Below are 18,466 nucleotides of genomic sequence, written 5' to 3'. Positions count from 1 at the left end.
GGACCCACCTGATTCCATGCCGAACTCAGAAGTGAAACGAATTAGCGCCGATGGTAGTGTGGGGCTTCCCCATGTGAGAGTAGGACATCGCCAGGCTTTAAATTTAGACTTTAAGTCTAACCAGTGCGGAGCGGTAGTTCAGTTGGTTAGAATACCGGCCTGTCACGCCGGGGGTCGCGGGTTCGAGTCCCGTCCGCTCCGCCACTTATTTCGAGAGTCGTCTCACTAAACACGAACTACAGGGGTGTAGCTCCAATTGGCAGAGCAGCGGATTCCAAATCCGCGTGTTGGGAGTTCGAATCTCTCCACCCCTGCCATATTCTAGAGGCTCTAGTCGAAAGACTAGAGCCTTTTCTTTTGTAGCTAGGAAAGAGCAGCGGATTTCGCCAATACCAAAACATGCGCGCGTGTTTCAAGTTCGAGTCTTTCCATCCTTGGCATCTTCGAAAGCCTCAGCAGAATTGCTGAGGCTTTTTTCGTATGCGTGTCAAACCAAAGTAGCGGATTCCACCATACCAAAACATGTGCGTGTTGGGAGTTGGAGTATCACTAGTAGGAACTTTCCACCCCTGCCATATATTGAGGTTCCAGTTTAAAGGATGCTCTTTGGAACAATTCTTCTGATTTTTACCCCTATCTGTTTAAAGATACTGACCTTATGATCTGGATTGAAGTCCTCACTAATAAGCCATGCGTTTTCTGGCTCCATCTCGATTCTCATTGCAGCATTTACACCATCAGTAATCTCTGGAGAGTGAATGACGGTAAAGCTTTCTGTATTGAGGTTAGCGCTACGAGGGTCAAAGTTATAAGTACCGACAATCGTTATATGCTCATCAATGGTCATCGTCTTAGCATGTAAGCCAAAGATAGGCGTGGTGGGTAAGCGTTTAAACATATGTGCAGTCATAACGCGTTGACGAACTTTGGCATCTGGCTTGAACTCATAAATCTCGACGCCTGTTTTTAGTAGCGCAGAACGATTCCTTTGATAGCCACTAAATGCTTCTAGGTTGTCGTTGGAGGCAAGGCTGTTGGTGAGGATCTTTATCTCTACCCCTTTATCGACTAATTGACGAAGGAACTTTCGGTCTGCTTTAGTGGTGACTAGGTAAGGTGTCTGGATCAAAATACTTTTCTCAGCACTTTCCGCGAGTTCAATCAACTTGCTTCTTGTAATACTCCCACCGCCAAGAAAAGTTTGCTGATCGTTTTTACCGGGTTTATCTGAGATGTATTCCACCCTCTCAAGGAATCTAAAGCGTCCTTGTTCCATCAAGCGATCAAAAGTTTGTGGCACTTTCTCGATTTCAGCTTTTATCTCAGGGTGGAAATTCTCAGGGTTACATGAGTAAGAATGCAGGCGGGAGAAGTCAGGATTCTTTGGGTAAGGGTTATTACCAACCAGTTTCTCAACTCCTACACTTAACTCATGGTTCCAAAATTCATTAAATGACCTTTTTACATCTGATACCGCTTTACCCGCGAGAAAGACGTCGCGATCTCTGAAGTTATACTCATGGTCAAAACCGAAATACTCGTCCGCGATATTGCGTCCTCCCGTAACGGCTATCTGGTCGTCGACCAAGAATACCTTGTTATGCATTCTTTGGTTTAAACCGTGGAAGTCAGTAAGCAAGGTACCAAGCTTATTGATGATGTTCTTGCCTATGTTTACATTCGGGTTATAGATTTTTATCTCTATATTTTCATGGGCATCGAGCATTAGAAGTTCATCGCCTTTTGCGTTTAGCATGATGTCATCAATTAGCACTCTCACTTTTACTCCGCGTTCAGCCGCGCGAACAAGGTGGTCTGTTGCAATTAGGCCAATGTTGTCTACCGAGAATATAAAGTACTGAATATCAATGCTGTGCTCCGCTCTATCCGTTATCCAAGCTCTAGACATCATGGCTTCCGCACCTTGCTCCAAAACATATACGCCAGTTGCATTGTCTAGCTTTGCTTGGAAAGGCTCAATGTAATGAGAGAGGGGCTCTACTTGATGCTGTTGGATTGAATCACAATGATCTATTTCAGAAAGTGGCACACTGTCTGGGTCTGAGCCACAGCCAACTAAAAGTAGGGTAAGAGAGTAGAAAAGAGGTTTTATCTTCATGCGTTAGTATTGATACATCCGTTGTCTTCAAAAATAGGCATCACTTTCTTATCACACATTGCCTTAGTTATGTGTCTATAGCGACTTAATAGCTGAGTTAGCTCCCAATTATAGAGAGTGTAGATACAAAAAAGCCCACTCATTAGAGTGGGCTAAAAATTTCAGCTGTGACGGAGCTTGAGATTATTTTAGTAGTGCTTCATTACCGTTTTCACGGATGTGCTTAAGCATACCTTTAACGCCGCGAGCGCTTGAAGCTACAACGTTGCCTGACTTCATGTAGTCAGTGCCGCCTGCAAAATCAGTTACGATAGCGCCTGCTTCACGAGCAATCAGTTCGCCTGCAGCAATATCCCAAGGCTTAAGACCTAGCTCGAAGAAACCATCAACTCGGCCAGCTGCTAGGTAACATAGGTCAAGAGCAGCAGAACCAGTGCGACGGAAATCAGAGCAATCTACGAATAGAGCAGACATGATCTTGAAGTAAGACTCAGAGTGTTGCTTCTGCTTGAATGGGAAGCCTGTTGCTAGAACTGTGCCTTGAAGGTCTTTTAGTTGTTTAACGCGGATACGAGCGTTATTTAGCTGAGCACCAGCACCACGTTGTGCAGTGAATAGCTCGTTAAGCATTGGGTCGTATACACACGCTACTTCAGTTTTACCTTTGATACGAACAGCGATAGATACAGAGAAATGTGGCAAACCTTTAACAAAGTTTGTTGTGCCATCCAGTGGGTCGATGATCCATTGTACGTCTTTATCTTTACCTTCGATTACGCCGTTTTCCTCAGCAACGATCTCGTGCTCAGGGTAAGACGCTTTGATTGTATCGATAATTAGAGTTTCAGCTTCTTTGTCTACGTTAGTAACAAAGTCATTCGCGCCTTTTTGAGTCGATTCGATCTTCTCAGCATTTTCTAAAGATTTAGCAATATGGTTGCCTGCTTTTCGTGCAGCACGAATAGCGATATTAAGCATTGGATGCATACTAATTTCCCAACGGATGTTAAAGAACAGAAAAACGGGCGGCAGTATAGCAGATAAATAATGAAATGGAAGTGGTTAATTTTTGCACTTTTAGTTTTATTAGTAGAAAGGGTCTGACCATTTTACTCAGGTATATGGTACTATCTTGCAGCTCAAATTTTGTGTTCGGAAATCATCAATGCTTAACAACGTAAAAGTCGTCCTTGTCGGCACTTCTCACTCAGGAAATATTGGCTCAGCAGCCCGTGCAATGAAGGTTATGGGGTTATCCAACCTAGTGCTCGTCGATCCTCAGTGCAGCGTTGATGAACAAACTCTTGCGTTAGCGGCAGGAGCAGCAGATATCGCGCAAAATGCTCAAGTTGTATCGACTTTGACTGAAGCGGTAGCCGATTGCGCATTAGTAGTCGGTTCGAGCGCTCGCTCGCGTACTCTAGAGTGGCCGATGCTTGAGCCGCGTGAATGTGGCCAGAAGTTTGTTGAAGAAGGTCAATCGGCACCAGTGGCTTTAGTCTTTGGACGAGAGCGCACCGGGCTGACTAACGAAGAGCTACAAACTTGCCATTATCATGTATGTATTCCTGCGAATCCTGAATACAGTTCTCTGAATTTGGCGATGGCGGTTCAGACATTGAGCTACGAAGTGCGAATGGCTTACCTAGAACGTGAACAAAGCCAATATGAACCGCAAGAAACGGCAGAGTACCCAAGGCACAAAGAATTAGAATTATTTTTCTCACACCTTGAAAAAGTGGCGCAAGAGACCCAATTTATCAGTGAAGAACAGCCTGGCAAGGTGATGAATAAGCTACGTAGATTGTTTAATCGAGCTAGACCTGAATCACAAGAGCTTAATATTCTGCGCGGTATCTTAACTTCAATTGAGAAGCGTATCTCTCAACCCAAATAACCACCATAAGTGAATGGTTAAATACCTGACTAAAACAGTCAATTAAATACTTGACCAATTTGGTCGGGTATGTGACAATTCATACCACATAAACGGTGTGGATATGGTGTTATATGAGACTTACATCTAAAGGAAGATACGCAGTGACAGCCATGTTAGATGTGGCTCTGCATTCGCAACAGAACCCTGTGCCTCTGGCTGATATTTCAGAGCGTCAAGGTATCTCTTTGTCTTACTTAGAGCAGCTTTTCTCTAAGTTACGTAAAGCTGGCCTAGTAGCTAGTGTGCGTGGTCCTGGTGGCGGTTACCGCCTCGGCGAAGACGCTCATTCAATCGCAATCGGTACTGTCATTGCCGCGGTAGATGAGTCAGTGGATGCAACAAAATGTAATGGTAAAGGAGATTGCCAAGGTGGTTCTCGTTGCCTTACGCACACACTGTGGCGTGACCTAAGTTCACGTATCAGTGACTTCTTGAATAACATCACTCTAGGTGAGTTGATGAAAGACAATGAAGTACTAGAAATTTCAGATCGACAAGATATTGATCTTGCCGTTAATCATGGGTTCGCTACTAAAAATACAAACACCGCGCCCATCGGTGTAAACGTCCGCTCATAAGCGGTTTGCCTGTTACATTGGAGTAGAAAATGAAACTGCCTATTTATTTAGATTATTCAGCGACCTGTCCTGTTGATCCTCGTGTAGCTGAAAAAATGGTTCAGTACATGACTATGGACGGTACGTTTGGTAACCCAGCGTCTCGTTCGCACCGTTATGGCTGGCAGGCAGAAGAAGCAGTAGATACCGCTCGTGAGCAGATTGCAGACCTATTAAATGCAGACCCGCGTGAAATCGTATTCACTTCTGGCGCAACCGAGTCAGACAACCTAGCGATTAAAGGTGCAGCGCGCTTCTATTCGAAGAAAGGCAAGCACGTAATCACTTGCAAAACAGAGCACAAAGCGGTTCTTGACCCTTGCCGTCAACTAGAACGTGAAGGGTTTGAAGTCACTTACCTTGAGCCTGAATCAAACGGTCTTATCGATCTTAAGAAGCTTGAAGCTGCAATGCGCGAAGATACCGTTCTTGTGTCTATCATGCACGTAAACAACGAGATCGGCGTTATCCAAGATATCTCTTCAATCGGCGAAATGTGTCGTGAACGTAAGATTGTTTTCCATGTAGATGCTGCTCAATCAGCAGGTAAGCTACCTATCGACGTTCAAGAGATGAAAGTCGACCTGATCTCTATGTCAGCGCACAAAGTATACGGTCCTAAAGGTATTGGTGCACTGTACGTACGTCGTAAGCCACGTATTCGCCTAGAAGCACAAATGCACGGTGGCGGTCACGAACGCGGCTTCCGCTCTGGTACTCTAGCGACTCACCAAATCGTGGGTATGGGTGAAGCGTTCCGCATCGCGAAAGAAGAGATGCAGAAAGACTTCGATCATGCTCTAGCTCTACGTAATCGTCTTCTTGATGGTGTTAAAGATCTTGAAGCAGTCACGATCAACGGTGACCTTGAGCAGCGTGTACCTCATAACCTAAATATCAGTTTTGCTTTCGTTGAAGGTGAGTCACTACTGATGTCGCTAAAAGATCTAGCGGTCTCTTCAGGTAGTGCTTGTACTTCAGCAAGTCTAGAGCCTTCGTACGTTCTACGTGCTCTAGGTTTGGATGATGAGCTAGCTCACAGCTCAGTTCGTTTCTCATTTGGTCGTGCAACGACTGAAGAAGAGATCGACTACGCAATCGAACAAATTCGTACAGCAGTGATTAAACTGCGTGACATGTCTCCTCTATGGGATATGTACAAAGAAGGAATTGACCTAAGCACAGTTGAGTGGGCACACCACTAATACTGATTCAGTCATTCCAAGGATAGAAATAGAGGATTCGAGGTAAATATCATGGCATATAGCGAAAAAGTAATTGATCACTACGAGAACCCACGTAACGTTGGTTCATTTGATAAAGAAGATCCAGCAGTAGGTAGCGGCATGGTTGGTGCTCCTGCATGTGGTGACGTAATGAAACTTCAGATCAAGGTAACACCAGAAGGTATTATCGAAGACGCGAAGTTTAAAACTTACGGTTGTGGTAGTGCGATCGCATCAAGCTCACTCGTTACTGAGTGGGTGAAAGGCAAGAGCATTGATGAAGCGGCAGCAATTAAAAATGCTGAAATCGCTGAAGAGCTAGAGCTTCCACCGGTAAAAGTTCACTGCTCAATTCTTGCTGAAGACGCAATCAAAGCAGCGGTTGCTGACTACAAGAAAAAACACCAAGAATAAGTAATCTGTATATAATGGGGGCCAGAACCCCCATTTCATTCGCGAAATAGACAAACTAAGGTGCAGTATGGCCATTACAATGACAGAAACCGCGGCAAGTCGCGTTAGAACATTCCTAGAAAACCGAGGCAAAGGTATCGGTTTACGCTTGGGTGTGAAAACGACCGGGTGTTCTGGTATGGCATATGTACTTGAATTCGTTGATGAGCTTAACGAAGAAGATTCAGTATTCGAACATGAAGGCGTGAAGGTCATCATTGACCAAAAGAGCCTAGTGTACTTAGACGGAACTGAACTGGATTACGTTAAAGAAGGCCTCAACGAAGGGTTTGAATTCAATAACCCGAATGCTAAGAGCGAATGTGGTTGTGGTGAAAGCTTCAACGTGTAATTGATAAGGCCTGTGGGTTTCGGCTCACAGGTTTATTACCAAGGATAGAATTCTCCATGAATTACTTTGAATTATTTGGGCTACCAAGTCAGTTTAATCTGGATGGTAGCCTTCTTTCTTCACAATTCCGTGAACTTCAAAAACAGTTTCATCCTGATAATTTTGCGACTGCATCTGAACGTGACCGTTTAATGGCGGTGCAAAAAGCTGCCGAGATTAACGACGCCTACCAAGTTCTCAAGAACCCTATCTCAAGAGCCGAATACATCTTGTCTGAGAATGGCGTAGAGATTCGAGGTGAGCAGCAAACGATGCAAGATCCGATGTTCTTAATGGAGCAAATGGAACTGCGTGAAGAACTAGAAGATATCTCTTCAAGCTCCGACGCAGAAGATGCGTTGTTCGACTTTGAAAGCAAAGTGAGCAAAATGTTTAAGCAGCAATTGACTGCAACCGAGCAAGATTTAAATCAAACGGACTGGCAGCAAGCAGCTGACAGAGTTCGTAAACTTAAATTTATTGCCAAACTACAGAACGAAATCGAGCTAGTGGAAGACAAACTCTTCGGCTAGTGCAATACAAGGACCACCCATGGCATTACTTCAAATTGCAGAACCGGGTCAAAGCTCGGCTCCACATGAGCATAAACTTGCTGCTGGCATTGACTTAGGTACGACTAACTCACTGGTGGCTTCAGTTCGAAGTGGCGACGCGGCAACATTGCAAGATGAGCAAGGTCAAAGCATCTTACCTTCCGTTGTTAACTACTCAGGAGAGACTCCCGAAGTTGGTTATGCAGCGAAAGATAAAGCAGAAGTTGATCCAACCAATACCATTATCTCAGTGAAGCGACTGTTAGGCCGTTCACTAGAAGATATCCAAGTGCGCTATCCGAATCTTCCTTACCAGTTTAAAGCGAGTGACAACGGCCTACCGGTACTGCAAACGGCAAGTGGGGATAAAAACCCTATTGAAGTATCCGCTGAAATTCTCAAGTCGCTAGGTCAGCGTGCTGAGAAAACGCTAGGTGGCGAGTTAGCGGGTGTGGTAATCACCGTTCCTGCTTACTTTGATGACGCTCAGCGTGCAGGAACCAAAGATGCGGCTAAGCTCGCAGGTCTACATGTTTTAAGACTGCTTAATGAGCCAACAGCGGCTGCGATTGCTTACGGACTAGACTCAGGTCAAGAAGGTGTAATCGCCGTATATGATTTGGGTGGCGGTACGTTTGATATCTCTATTCTGCGTTTATCCAAAGGCGTGTTTGAAGTATTGGCGACGGGTGGTGATTCTGCACTTGGTGGTGATGATTTTGACCACTTGCTGGCTGATTACCTGCTTGAAAAATCAGGCAACACAGAGACTTTAACCGCAACGCAGATGCGCACAGTTTTGAATGTGGCTACTGCGACTAAAATTGCTTTCTCAGATAAAGAGTCAGTAGAGGTTGATGTTCTAGGTTGGCAAGGTAGCGTTTCTCGCGATGAGTTCGAAGACTTGATTCGACCACTCGTTAAGAAGACTTTGATGTCTTGTCGCCGTGCATTGAAAGACGCACAAGTTGATGCCGAAGATGTGCTAGAAGCGGTTATGGTGGGCGGTTCTACACGTACCCTGCTTGTAAGAGAAATGGTGGGTGATTTCTTTGGTCGTCAGCCGCTAACTAGCATTAACCCGGATGAAGTAGTGGCGATTGGCGCTGGTATTCAAGCTGATATTTTAGCGGGTAACAAGCCTGACTCTGAAATGCTACTACTCGACGTTATTCCGCTATCCCTTGGTATCGAAACCATGGGCGGCTTGGTTGAGAAGATCGTCCCACGCAACACGACAATTCCAGTTGCACGAGCTCAAGAGTTTACCACGTTTAAAGATGGTCAAACGGCAATGAGCGTTCATGTTGTTCAAGGCGAACGTGAAATGGTTGATGACTGTCGCTCTCTAGCGCGTTTCTCACTAAAAGGCATCCCACCGATGGCGGCGGGTGCAGCGCATATCCGCGTGACTTATCAAGTCGATGCAGATGGCCTACTGTCAGTAACTGCGATGGAAAAGAGTACTGGTGTTCAGTCTGAGATTCAGGTTAAGCCATCTTATGGTCTGAGCGATGATGAAGTTGCCAACATGCTGCGCGACTCTATGACATACGCTAAAGAAGATATGAATGCTAGAGCGCTGGCAGAACAACGCGTTGAAGCCGATCGCGTTATCGAAGGTTTGATTGCAGCAATGCAAGCAGATGGTGATGAGCTATTGTCTGAGTCAGAACGTGGTGAACTGCTTAAAGCGATTGAGTCTTTGATTGAGCTGCGCAATGGTGACAGCGCTGACGCGATAGAACAAGGTATCAAAGATACTGACAAGGCGAGCCAAGAGTTTGCTTCTCGCCGCATGGACAAATCGATTCGAGCTGCTTTGTCAGGTCAATCAGTAAATGATATTTAAGAGAAAGAGTTATGCCTAAGATTATTGTATTACCGCATGAAGATTTATGCCCAGAAGGTGCGGTTTTGGAAGCAAACAGTGGTGACACCGTTCTTGATGTTGCGCTAAAAAATGGCATTGGCATTGAACACGCATGTGAAAAATCGTGCGCTTGTACGACGTGTCACGTAGTGATTCGTGAAGGTTTTGATTCACTAGAAGAGAGTGACGAGCTTGAAGATGACATGCTAGATAAAGCGTGGGGTCTTGAGCCAGAATCTCGTCTTGGTTGTCAGGCTAAAGTCGCAGACGAAGATCTGGTCGTTGAGATTCCAAAATATACTCTGAACCACGCTTCAGAAGATCACTAAATACTCTTCATACTTGAAGCCGCAGCGTTGTTAACTGCGTAAGCTCCCCGGAACGCCGGCCGCCCTAATCGCATAGAACACCTATGCTCATAGGGATGAGCTTACTTGTTGCCTAGCTGCAACTCCAATTATTTTGAGTATTCTGCATCTATAGATGTGAGCAACAAGAATTACATAAGGAATTGGTTATGAAATGGACAGATTCACGCGATATTGCGATCGAGCTATGCGACAAGTTTCCAGAGGTAGATCCTAAAACAGTACGTTTTACCGATCTTCATCAGTGGATTACTGAGTTAGATGAGTTTGATGATGAGCCGAACCGATCTAATGAAAAGATTCTGGAAGCGGTGATCTTGTGCTGGATGGATGAAATGGATTAATCCTTAAACGGAAACCCATCGCAGTTAACAAAATTTACTAAAAAAAACGGGCCTTATGGCCCGTTTTTTTATCAATTTCACATTAAAGTGTTAACATCCCTGAGTGAACAGAAAAAGGCGTAGGCAGCGCCAGTACAGACAAGGAGAAACCATGTCTACACAGATGTCAGTATTTCTAAGCCAAGAGGCTGCAGCGCCACATTGGGGTGAGAACGCAATTCTTTCTTTCTCTGAATCAGGTGCGACAATCCATCTTGGTGATAATCATGATTTAGGCGCAATTCAGCGTGCTGCTCGTAAGTTAGATGGTCAAGGTATCGCTTCCATTTCTTTACAAGGGGAAGGTTGGGACCTAGAGAGTATTTGGTCGTTCCATCAAGGTTACCGAGGACCAAAGAAGAAAAATCAATTCGTATGGCAAGAGCTTGAAGAGCAAGATCAAGCTGAGTTGACTGCACGCATTAAAGCGACGGACTTTACTCGCGACATTATCAACAAGCCAGCAGAAGAAGTCGCACCGCGTCAATTGGCGACGATGGCGGCGGAGTTCATCAAATCAGTTGCACCAGAAGGAACAGTGAAGGCGCGTATCGTAAAAGATAAAGACCTTCTTGCTGAAGGTTGGCAAGGTATCTTTGCGGTAGGCCGCGGCTCTGAGCGTACATCGGCCATGCTTCAACTGGATTTCAACCCAACAGGCGACGAGAACGCACCAGTATTTGCTTGTCTAGTTGGTAAAGGGATCACCTTCGACTCTGGTGGTTACAGCATCAAACCGTCTGGCTTTATGACGGCAATGAAAGCGGATATGGGCGGTTCAGGTACAATTACTGGCGGTTTAGGTCTGGCGATCATGCGCGGTTTGAACAAGCGTGTGAAACTGATCCTTTGTTGTGCTGAGAACATGATTTCTGGTCGCGCACTTAAGCTTGGTGACATCATTACCTATAAAAACGGTAAGACGGTAGAGATCATGAATACCGATGCCGAAGGTCGCCTTGTACTTGCGGATGGTCTAATTTATGCGAGTGAGCAAAACCCTGAGCTAATTATTGATTGTGCTACCTTAACTGGAGCTGCTAAAAATGCTCTAGGTAATGATTACCACGCCTTGATGAGCTTTGACGATGAGTTGTCTCATCAAGCGCTGAATGCGGCACGCGAAGAAAAAGAAGGCTTATGGCCACTGCCATTGGCTGACTTCCACCGTGGTATGTTGCCATCTAATTTTGCTGATCTTTCCAACATCAGCAGTGGTGACTACTCACCAGGTGCAAGTACGGCGGCAGCATTCTTGTCTTACTTTGTTGAAGATTACAAAAAAGGTTGGTTGCATTTCGACTGTGCAGCAACTTATCGTAAGTCTGCAACAGATAAGTGGGCAGCAGGTGCAACTGGCGTAGGTGTACGTAGCCTAGCGGGTCTGCTGCTACAGCAAGCGAATAAATAAGCTAAGAGGCCGTAGAGCCTCTTTTAATAATACCAAGAAATAACGAAAGGATACCCTATGACTCTAGAAAGAACTTTTTCTATTGTTAAGCCCGATGCAGTAGAACGTAATTTAATTGGTGAAATCTACCACCGTATTGAAAAAGCAGGTCTGCAAGTTATTGCTGCTAAAATGGTGCGTTTAACTGAAGAACAAGCGAGCGGCTTTTATGCTGAACATGAAGGCAAACCATTCTTTGAAGATTTGAAAGCCTTTATGACTTCAGGCCCAATTATGGTTCAAGTACTGGAAGGTGAGAACGCAATTTCTCGCTACCGCGAGTTAATGGGTAAAACTAACCCAGAAGAAGCGGCTTGTGGCACTATTCGCGCTGACTACGCATTAAGCATGCGCCATAACTCAGTTCACGGCTCTGATAGCCCTGAGTCTGCGGCTCGCGAAATCGAATTCTTCTTCCCTGAATCGGAAATCTGTCCTCGATAATTAAAGGACAGACTTAATGATAGATATGCTGCCTGTATTGTTTATAGGCAGCATTTTTATTCTGAAAAAACTTCGTCAATTCGTTGAAAATTGCCATTAAAGGGCAGATTAACTGCTAGTATTGGTGAGAAAAGTTTTTTTTACATACAGCGCATGCAAGGGTATCAGTCTTGACAGATTGTGATATACTCTGCGCGCAATTTATACCTTATAAACAGAGTAAGACAATGGCAGATTTATCAAAGTACAGAAACATTGGTATTTTCGCGCACGTTGATGCGGGTAAAACTACCACCACTGAGCGTATCCTTAAGCTTACTGGTAAAATCCACAAAACTGGTGAAGTACACGACGGTGAGTCTACAACTGACTTCATGGAGCAGGAAGCTGAGCGTGGTATCACAATCCAGTCTGCTGCCGTAACTTGTGAGTGGAATGGCCACCGCCTAAACGTTATCGATACTCCGGGACACGTTGACTTTACAGTAGAAGTATACCGTTCACTTAAAGTTCTTGACGGTGGTATCGGTGTATTCTGTGGTTCTGGTGGTGTTGAGCCTCAGTCAGAGACTAACTGGCGCTACGCGAACGATTCAGAAGTTGCTCGTCTGATCTTCGTAAACAAACTAGACCGTATGGGTGCAGACTTTTTCAACGTAGTTGATCAAGTGAAAAACGTTCTTGGTGCAAACCCACTAGTAATGACTCTGCCAATCGGTCGTGAAGACGATTTCGTTGGTGTTGTAGACGTTCTAAACCGTCAAGCTTACGTTTGGGATGACACAGGTCTTCCAGAGAACTACGAAATCAAAGAAGTTCCAGCGGACATGCTTGATGACCTAGAAGCATACCGTGAAGAGCTAGTTGAGACTGCTGTAGAGCAAGACGACGACCTAATGGAAGCTTACATGGAAGGTGAAGAGCCTTCTATCGAAGACCTTAAGCGTTGTATCCGTAAGGGTACTCGTGACCTAGCGTTCTTCCCAACTTTCTGTGGTTCTGCATTCAAAAACAAAGGTATGCAGCTTATCCTTGACGCTGTTGTAGATTACCTACCAGCTCCAGCAGAAGTTGATCCTCAGCCTCTAACAGATCCAGAAACTGGTGAGCCAACTGGCGAAGTAGCTACTGTATCTCCAGATGAGCCACTAAAAGCGCTAGCATTCAAGATCATGGATGACCGTTTTGGTGCTCTAACGTTCGTACGTATCTACTCTGGTCGTCTGAAGAAGGGTGACACTATCCTTAACTCAGCAACTGGTAAGACTGAGCGTATCGGCCGTATGTGTGAGATGCAAGCTGACGAGCGTAACGAACTTACTGAAGCGCAAGCTGGTGACATCATCGCTATCGTTGGTATGAAGAACGTTCAAACTGGTCACACTCTATGTGATCCTAAGCACGAATGTACTCTTGAAGCTATGATCTTCCCAGAACCAGTAATCTCTATCGCTGTAACTCCTAAGGACAAAGGCGGTTCAGAGAAGATGGGTATCGCTATCGGTAAGATGGTTGCAGAAGATCCATCTTTCCAAGTTGAGACTGACGAAGAGTCTGGCGAAACTATCCTGAAAGGTATGGGTGAACTTCACCTAGACATCAAGGTAGATATCCTTAAGCGTACTTACGGCGTTGAGCTAGAAGTAGGTGCTCCACAGGTAGCTTACCGTGAAACTATCACTCAAGCAGTTGAAGATAGCTACACGCACAAGAAGCAGTCTGGTGGTTCTGGTCAGTTCGGTAAGATCGACTACCGCATCAAACCAGGTGAGCCAAACTCTGGCTTCACGTTCTCTTCAACAGTTGTTGGTGGTAACGTACCTAAAGAATTCTGGCCTGCAGTTGAGAAAGGTTTCGCATCTATGATGGAAACTGGTGTTCTAGCTGGCTTCCCAACTCTAGACGTAGAAGTTGAACTATTCGACGGTGGTTTCCACGCAGTTGACTCTTCAGCTATCGCTTACGAAATCGCTGCTAAAGGCGCATTCCGTCAGTCTATGCCTAAAGCGGGTGCACAACTTCTTGAGCCAATCATGAACGTTGATGTATTCACTCCAGAAGACAACGTTGGTGACGTAATCGGTGACCTTAACCGTCGTCGTGGTATGATCAAAGACCAACAAGCTGGTACTACAGGCGTTCGTATTAAAGCTGACGTTCCTCTATCAGAAATGTTTGGCTACATCGGTCACCTACGTACTATCACTTCTGGTCGTGGTCAGTTCTCTATGGAGTTCGGTCAATACGCACCATGTCCAGCAAACGTTGCTGAGCAAGTAATCGCAGAAGTTAAAGAGCGTAACGAGAAGAAGTAATTCTTACGTTAGCTAGATAGCTTTGAAAGCCCCAGTCGAATGACTGGGGCTTTTTTTGTTATGGGAACGGGATAACGGGAACGGACTTCGTCCTATGGAGAGCTGGAACGCTGCGCTTTCGGATAGCTGGAACGGGCTGCGCCCTTGTGGAAGACGGGCTCAGGCTTCGCCCTTCGAGAATAATTCGGTCATTCCATAGAGTGAAGAAGGAGCGAGTAGGGAATCTCATCAAGTCTCCAATTCGCTTCAAGAGATCCCCAACTCACTCGTTCCTCGCTTCCGGGGATGACAAAAACAAAGGGTTGACGCACAAAGTCTCAGCATGGCAAATCATCCCAATTCCCGCTCTGGCTCACCTCGGGCTGCGGCTATCGATGATCTCTAAACCTAATTGATCGAGTTTCTGGCACTCTTTGGCTTGGTCAAAAATCCACTCACAGAAGCGTTTGATTTTCTCTCTTTTAAAGTAGGCGCGGGGTGCGCACAGGAAATAGTTATAGTCGGTACGCTGCGCTAGATTACCGATTCTGACTAGCTTCCCTTCATCAATATAACGCTGAGCTAAGGTATGCTTGGCGAGCGCGACGCCTTGAACGGCTAAAGCACCTTCTAATACAAAGTGGGAGCCATTGTATTTAAGTGTCGGCTTAGAGGCTTTATGGCCTACGTTGTTGAGCCAAATCCCCCAATCTAGGTCTCGCCAATAATCTTCAATTAAGTCCGCGCCTGTTAGGTCGCTGAGTTCGTATATGCCGTGTTGCTCTTGGTAGATAGGGTGACAAACAGGATAAAGCAACTCTTCAATAAGTAGCTCTGAAGTGATGTTTGGGTAATCCCCTGGCCCATATCGAATGCACAAATCGAGATTAGAGTTTTGAAAGTCAGCCAGTTCGCTGGTGGGTTCAATCATCAACTCAAGATCTGGGTTTTGCTGTCTAAAGTGGCCAATTCTTGGCACAAGCCAGTGTTGGGCAAAGGAAGGCAATGTCGAAATGGACAGCTGGTTAGGATTCGGATCTTGATTGATTTGTCGAACACCGCGATGAAGATGCTCAAAGCCTCGTAGCGCTTGCTCATAGAGTATTTCCCCCTCCATGGTTAGCGTGACTTTACGATGCTGCCTCAAGAACAGTTCTGCGCCTAAAAAGTCTTCCAGTTGGCGTATCTGCTGACTGATCGCTGCAGCGGTGACATAGAGTTCCTGAGCTGCGAGTTTGAAGCTGCCTAGCCTCGCAGCGGTATAAAAGTAATAGATACCCTGCAAAGGTGGTAATCGATCTTTCACTTTAGTTTTCCTTAACTGAAGGTCAATTTGTATCGTTTGAGCAAGATAGGTTCATGGTTAATTATTTAGTCATTAAATGCAAGAGAGGAGAGAAACCATGGAAACTTCAGAGTATGGCTACAAACAGAAACTATCTGATACTTTAGTTTGGGATAAAGAAATCTTAACTATAATAAAACGCTGGTGGCGTAATTATCGTACTCGTAAACAGTTAGAAAATCTGCCTGAGCATCTACTTGATGATCTTGGGCTCACGAAAGAGCAAGCTCATCAAGAGAGTATTCGTCGATTTTGGGACAAGTAGTTTTCTACTGGCGATTACTCTGCGATTTCACTGTGCAGCCAGTTAGCAAATGCGGCGATACGTTGTCGACGAGGAGATTCATGGTCATAGAAAAGGTTGAACTGAATACCCGGTGTCATCCCTATCTCAAACGGCTTAATTAGGAGTCCTCTTTCAACGTAGTCGCTTGCTAACGAATCGGAAGCAAGGCAAGCACCATGACCGGCCATAACGGCATTCATTGCATGATCAAAGGTACTGACATCCATCCATTGAACGGATTCTTTATTCATCGTTACGCCTGCTTGAGCGAACCAGGTTTGCCAAGGGTAACCACCAGACTCATAGTGAATAAGCCATGTATTAAGTAACTGTTCAGGGCTAGTAAGTTGGATAGTTTTGGCTAAATTTGGTGAGCAAAAGGGATAGATGGTTTCCTCAAATAGAAACTCTTTATGCAGCTTTTGGTCACTGTTGATATCCAGTTCTTCCCCCTGCCATACTGCAAGGTCAGCGTCGCCTAGCTTAAGGTTTGGCGCGTCACAACTGGTGATGATACGAATTGGGATATTTGGATGCTGAGTAGAAAATTTCCACAGTCTCGGCAGTAGCCAGCGAGAAGCGAAAGAAGGGGTGGAGCTGACACACAGCAAGCCTTCAACGGGTTCACTTTGGATTTGATTCAGGCCACTGATGATGTTTTCAAAACCTTGAGAAACATGTTTAAACAAGATTTTACCTTGCTCTGTTAACCGCATTTCCCGGCCTTCACGGACAAACAGCTTACAGCCTAAACCGTCTTCTAGCTGACGAATCTTCTGACTGACAGCCGCTTGGCTGATGAATAGCTCTTCGGCAGCGCGACTATAGCTGTTTAATCTCGCAGCCACTTCAAAGTAGCGTAAACCCGGTAAATGATGCAGCCTTGCATCCATATCCACTTCCTATGTTTGGTCCAAATGAATTGGCATCATAATCGGTTTAGTAACAAAAGCAAAAGGAGAGCTAATGCTCTCCTTTGTACTTAGTTAGTGAAGATTAATCTTCCCACACCACAAGTTGTCCTTTTGGCCAGTTGTGACCAATATCGTGGTATTTTTGCTCTAGAACATGACGTTTGATCTTAAGCGTTGGCGTCAAGATACCATTCTCGATGCTCCACGGGTCTTTGATCATTAGCACGCCTTTGATCTGCTCGTGAGACTCAAGATCAGCGTTCATTCTCGCAATGACCTTTTTGGTAGTTCTCTCGTAGCGTTCTTTGTCGAAGTTCGGGAAGTCATGCGGAACTACGAGAAGAATGGGTGCTGGCAGACCAAGCCCTATCAAACACATCATTTCGACTCGACTGTATTCAAACAGCTTTTTCTCGATTGGCACAGGAGCAACAAATTTGCCTTTAGCTGTCTTAAAGGTATCTTTCTTACGACCTTGAATCGTTAGATAACCTTCACTATCAATAAAGCCGATGTCGCCTGTATGTAGCCAGCCTTCAGCATTGAATGACTCTTGCGTTGCAATATCATTTTTGTAGTAGCCAGAGAACAAGCCTTTACCGCGAACCATGATCTCCTCATCTTCAGCGATCTTGAGCTCAATGCCGGGTCCTGCATTACCGACACTGCCTATTTTGTCTGCGCGGAATGGGTAGTTAAGTGTGCTGTAGGCAAAAGACTCTGTCATGCCCCATGCTTCGGTAATATGAAGGCCAACGCTGTGATACCAGTCTAGTAGCGCAGGTGAGACCGGAGCAGAGCCACAGCCAAGTACCCGTGCTTGATCTAAGCCCAAGCCTTCCGCGAGTTTCTTCTTAATCAGAGAGTTTACAAACGGAATCTTAAGCAGGATGTTGAGCTTTTTCTGCGGCAATTTATCTTGAATACGTTGCTGGAACAGAGTCCATAGGCGAGGAACTGAGATAAACAGTGTTGGACGCTGCATTTTCACATCTTCAATAAAGGTATCTAAAGACTCAGGGAAAGCGGTTTGAACACCACCCATAATTGATGAACCAAAGATATAAACGCGTTCAGTGATGTGTGCTAACGGCAGATAAGAGAACAAGCGATCATTTTCTTGGATACCGATGTGGTTGATAAGCTGTTGAACTGACCAGCTGAATGCGCCGTATGTCAGCATTGCGCCTTTAGGTAGACCAGAAGTACCAGAGGTGTACACCAGTGACATTAGCTTATCATCATGATGTTCTGGACGAGTTTCACTAGGCTGAGCTGAAGCAATTAACTCTTTAAACTGATATTTACAGTTTGGCGCGGTATCGTAAGGTAATGAGATAGTAATAATTTCTGGCTTAGAATCGATCACTTGCTGCGTCGCAGCGGCGTCATCTAACTTACCGCCAATCAATACTTTACTTTCACTATGCGTTAAACAGTATTCGATCGTATCTGCACCCGCAGTAGGGAAGATAGGCACACTAACAAAATCACCAAGCATCATTGCTAAGTCACAAATAAACCATTCGGCACAGTTTTTTGAGACTAAGGCGACTTTATCGCGAGGTTGAACGCCAAGATCGTTTAACGCACTCACTAGTTTGAGTGCCTGATCCGCGACTTCTGCATAGGTATATTCAACAAACTTTCGATTGATTGTTTGCTTGAGATAAACCTCGTTTGGGCGTTCCTCAGCCCATTTAAGGATCATCTCGTTTGGTGGTGGGAGAGCACAGGTTGGTTTGCTTAACTCGTTAGGCTGAATCATTCTCTAACTCCATGTTATTTGCAAAGTTATGTTTATATTTTT

18 protein-coding genes, 2 tRNA genes and 1 rRNA gene are annotated in these 18,466 nt (G+C 45.2%); 16 read left to right on the top strand and 5 right to left on the bottom strand.

What is annotated here, in order from left to right:
* From rrf to AC5O63_RS17965, 3 genes are all read left to right on the top strand, one after another.
* A 5S ribosomal RNA gene (gene rrf, locus AC5O63_RS17975) occupies window positions 1-96 on the top strand; the annotation flags it as partial.
* A gap of 31 nt (window positions 97-127) precedes the next feature.
* Window positions 128-204 (top strand) — tRNA-Asp (locus AC5O63_RS17970).
* Between the two features lie 36 nt (window positions 205-240).
* Window positions 241-317: transfer RNA gene (locus AC5O63_RS17965), tRNA-Trp, on the top strand.
* A 275-nt stretch (window positions 318-592) separates the two neighbouring features.
* Here AC5O63_RS17965 and AC5O63_RS17960 read toward each other — a convergent pair.
* Complete coding sequence (locus AC5O63_RS17960) at window positions 593-2,119, bottom strand: phospholipase D family protein (protein WP_494505807.1); 1,527 nt, start codon at window positions 2,117-2,119, stop codon at window positions 593-595.
* 183 nt (window positions 2,120-2,302) lie between these two features.
* A complete protein-coding gene (gene suhB, locus AC5O63_RS17955) occupies window positions 2,303-3,106 on the bottom strand; it encodes an inositol-1-monophosphatase (protein WP_239826461.1) in 804 nt (267 codons plus the stop codon).
* Window positions 3,107-3,284: 178 nt separating this feature from the next.
* Between suhB and trmJ the strand changes: the two genes are divergently transcribed.
* The 12 genes from trmJ to fusA all read left to right on the top strand — a co-directional run bounded on the left by trmJ (window position 3,285) and on the right by fusA (window position 14,132).
* Window positions 3,285-4,016: a tRNA (cytosine(32)/uridine(32)-2'-O)-methyltransferase TrmJ gene (trmJ, locus tag AC5O63_RS17950; RefSeq protein ID WP_004747793.1), complete on the top strand. Its 732-nt coding sequence runs from the start codon at window positions 3,285-3,287 to the stop codon at window positions 4,014-4,016.
* 113 nt (window positions 4,017-4,129) lie between these two features.
* Window positions 4,130-4,636, top strand: a complete 507-nt coding sequence (gene iscR, locus AC5O63_RS17945; protein WP_004747795.1) for a Fe-S cluster assembly transcriptional regulator IscR — start codon at window positions 4,130-4,132, stop codon at window positions 4,634-4,636.
* Between the two features lie 29 nt (window positions 4,637-4,665).
* On the top strand, window positions 4,666-5,880 hold the full coding sequence (locus AC5O63_RS17940; protein WP_069665543.1) for an IscS subfamily cysteine desulfurase: 1,215 nt from the start codon (window positions 4,666-4,668) through the stop codon (window positions 5,878-5,880).
* A 51-nt stretch (window positions 5,881-5,931) separates the two neighbouring features.
* Entirely contained in the window at window positions 5,932-6,315 is a 384-nt protein-coding gene (iscU, locus tag AC5O63_RS17935) for a Fe-S cluster assembly scaffold IscU (RefSeq protein ID WP_004412993.1), read from the top strand.
* 67 nt (window positions 6,316-6,382) lie between these two features.
* Window positions 6,383-6,706, top strand: coding sequence for an iron-sulfur cluster assembly protein IscA (gene iscA / locus AC5O63_RS17930; RefSeq protein WP_004747799.1), 324 nt, complete (start codon window positions 6,383-6,385; stop codon window positions 6,704-6,706).
* Between the two features lie 56 nt (window positions 6,707-6,762).
* On the top strand, window positions 6,763-7,278 hold the full coding sequence (gene hscB / locus AC5O63_RS17925) for a co-chaperone HscB (RefSeq protein WP_004747800.1): 516 nt from the start codon (window positions 6,763-6,765) through the stop codon (window positions 7,276-7,278).
* A 19-nt stretch (window positions 7,279-7,297) separates the two neighbouring features.
* Window positions 7,298-9,151 (top strand): Fe-S protein assembly chaperone HscA, encoded by a 1,854-nt coding sequence (gene hscA / locus AC5O63_RS17920; RefSeq protein WP_494505806.1) that lies wholly within the window; start codon window positions 7,298-7,300, stop codon window positions 9,149-9,151.
* A gap of 11 nt (window positions 9,152-9,162) precedes the next feature.
* Window positions 9,163-9,501, top strand: coding sequence for an ISC system 2Fe-2S type ferredoxin (gene fdx / locus AC5O63_RS17915; protein WP_004747803.1), 339 nt, complete (start codon window positions 9,163-9,165; stop codon window positions 9,499-9,501).
* 188 nt (window positions 9,502-9,689) lie between these two features.
* Window positions 9,690-9,884 (top strand): Fe-S cluster assembly protein IscX, encoded by a 195-nt coding sequence (gene iscX / locus AC5O63_RS17910; RefSeq protein ID WP_038197960.1) that lies wholly within the window; start codon window positions 9,690-9,692, stop codon window positions 9,882-9,884.
* Between the two features lie 151 nt (window positions 9,885-10,035).
* Complete coding sequence (gene pepB, locus AC5O63_RS17905) at window positions 10,036-11,334, top strand: aminopeptidase PepB (protein ID WP_272274835.1); 1,299 nt, start codon at window positions 10,036-10,038, stop codon at window positions 11,332-11,334.
* A gap of 57 nt (window positions 11,335-11,391) precedes the next feature.
* The gene (ndk, locus tag AC5O63_RS17900; protein WP_494505805.1) at window positions 11,392-11,817 is read left to right on the top strand and encodes a nucleoside-diphosphate kinase; all 426 of its coding nucleotides are present in this window, start codon (window positions 11,392-11,394) and stop codon (window positions 11,815-11,817) included.
* A gap of 227 nt (window positions 11,818-12,044) precedes the next feature.
* Window positions 12,045-14,132 carry an elongation factor G gene (fusA, locus tag AC5O63_RS17895; protein WP_494505804.1) on the top strand — a complete coding sequence of 696 codons (2,088 nt, stop codon included), beginning with the start codon at window positions 12,045-12,047 and terminating at the stop codon, window positions 14,130-14,132.
* A 352-nt stretch (window positions 14,133-14,484) separates the two neighbouring features.
* On the opposite strand, the gene AC5O63_RS17890 is transcribed toward fusA, so the two are convergent.
* Window positions 14,485-15,417 (bottom strand): LysR substrate-binding domain-containing protein, encoded by a 933-nt coding sequence (locus AC5O63_RS17890; RefSeq protein ID WP_494505803.1) that lies wholly within the window; start codon window positions 15,415-15,417, stop codon window positions 14,485-14,487.
* Between the two features lie 97 nt (window positions 15,418-15,514).
* On the opposite strand from AC5O63_RS17890, the gene AC5O63_RS17885 reads away from it, so the two are divergent.
* Window positions 15,515-15,721, top strand: coding sequence for a DUF1127 domain-containing protein (locus tag AC5O63_RS17885; RefSeq protein WP_494505802.1), 207 nt, complete (start codon window positions 15,515-15,517; stop codon window positions 15,719-15,721).
* Window positions 15,722-15,735: 14 nt separating this feature from the next.
* On the opposite strand, the gene AC5O63_RS17880 is transcribed toward AC5O63_RS17885, so the two are convergent.
* Together AC5O63_RS17880 and AC5O63_RS17875 are read right to left on the bottom strand one after the other, a co-directional pair.
* Window positions 15,736-16,635 carry a LysR substrate-binding domain-containing protein gene (locus AC5O63_RS17880; protein ID WP_494505801.1) on the bottom strand — a complete coding sequence of 300 codons (900 nt, stop codon included), beginning with the start codon at window positions 16,633-16,635 and terminating at the stop codon, window positions 15,736-15,738.
* 103 nt (window positions 16,636-16,738) lie between these two features.
* Window positions 16,739-18,424 (bottom strand): AMP-binding protein, encoded by a 1,686-nt coding sequence (locus tag AC5O63_RS17875; RefSeq protein WP_494505800.1) that lies wholly within the window; start codon window positions 18,422-18,424, stop codon window positions 16,739-16,741.
* Window positions 18,425-18,466 lie beyond the last annotated feature (42 nt).

The sequence above is a fragment of the Vibrio sp. SCP2 genome, from assembly GCF_059295395.1.
This window is presented reverse-complemented; position numbering and strand designations above follow the sequence as displayed.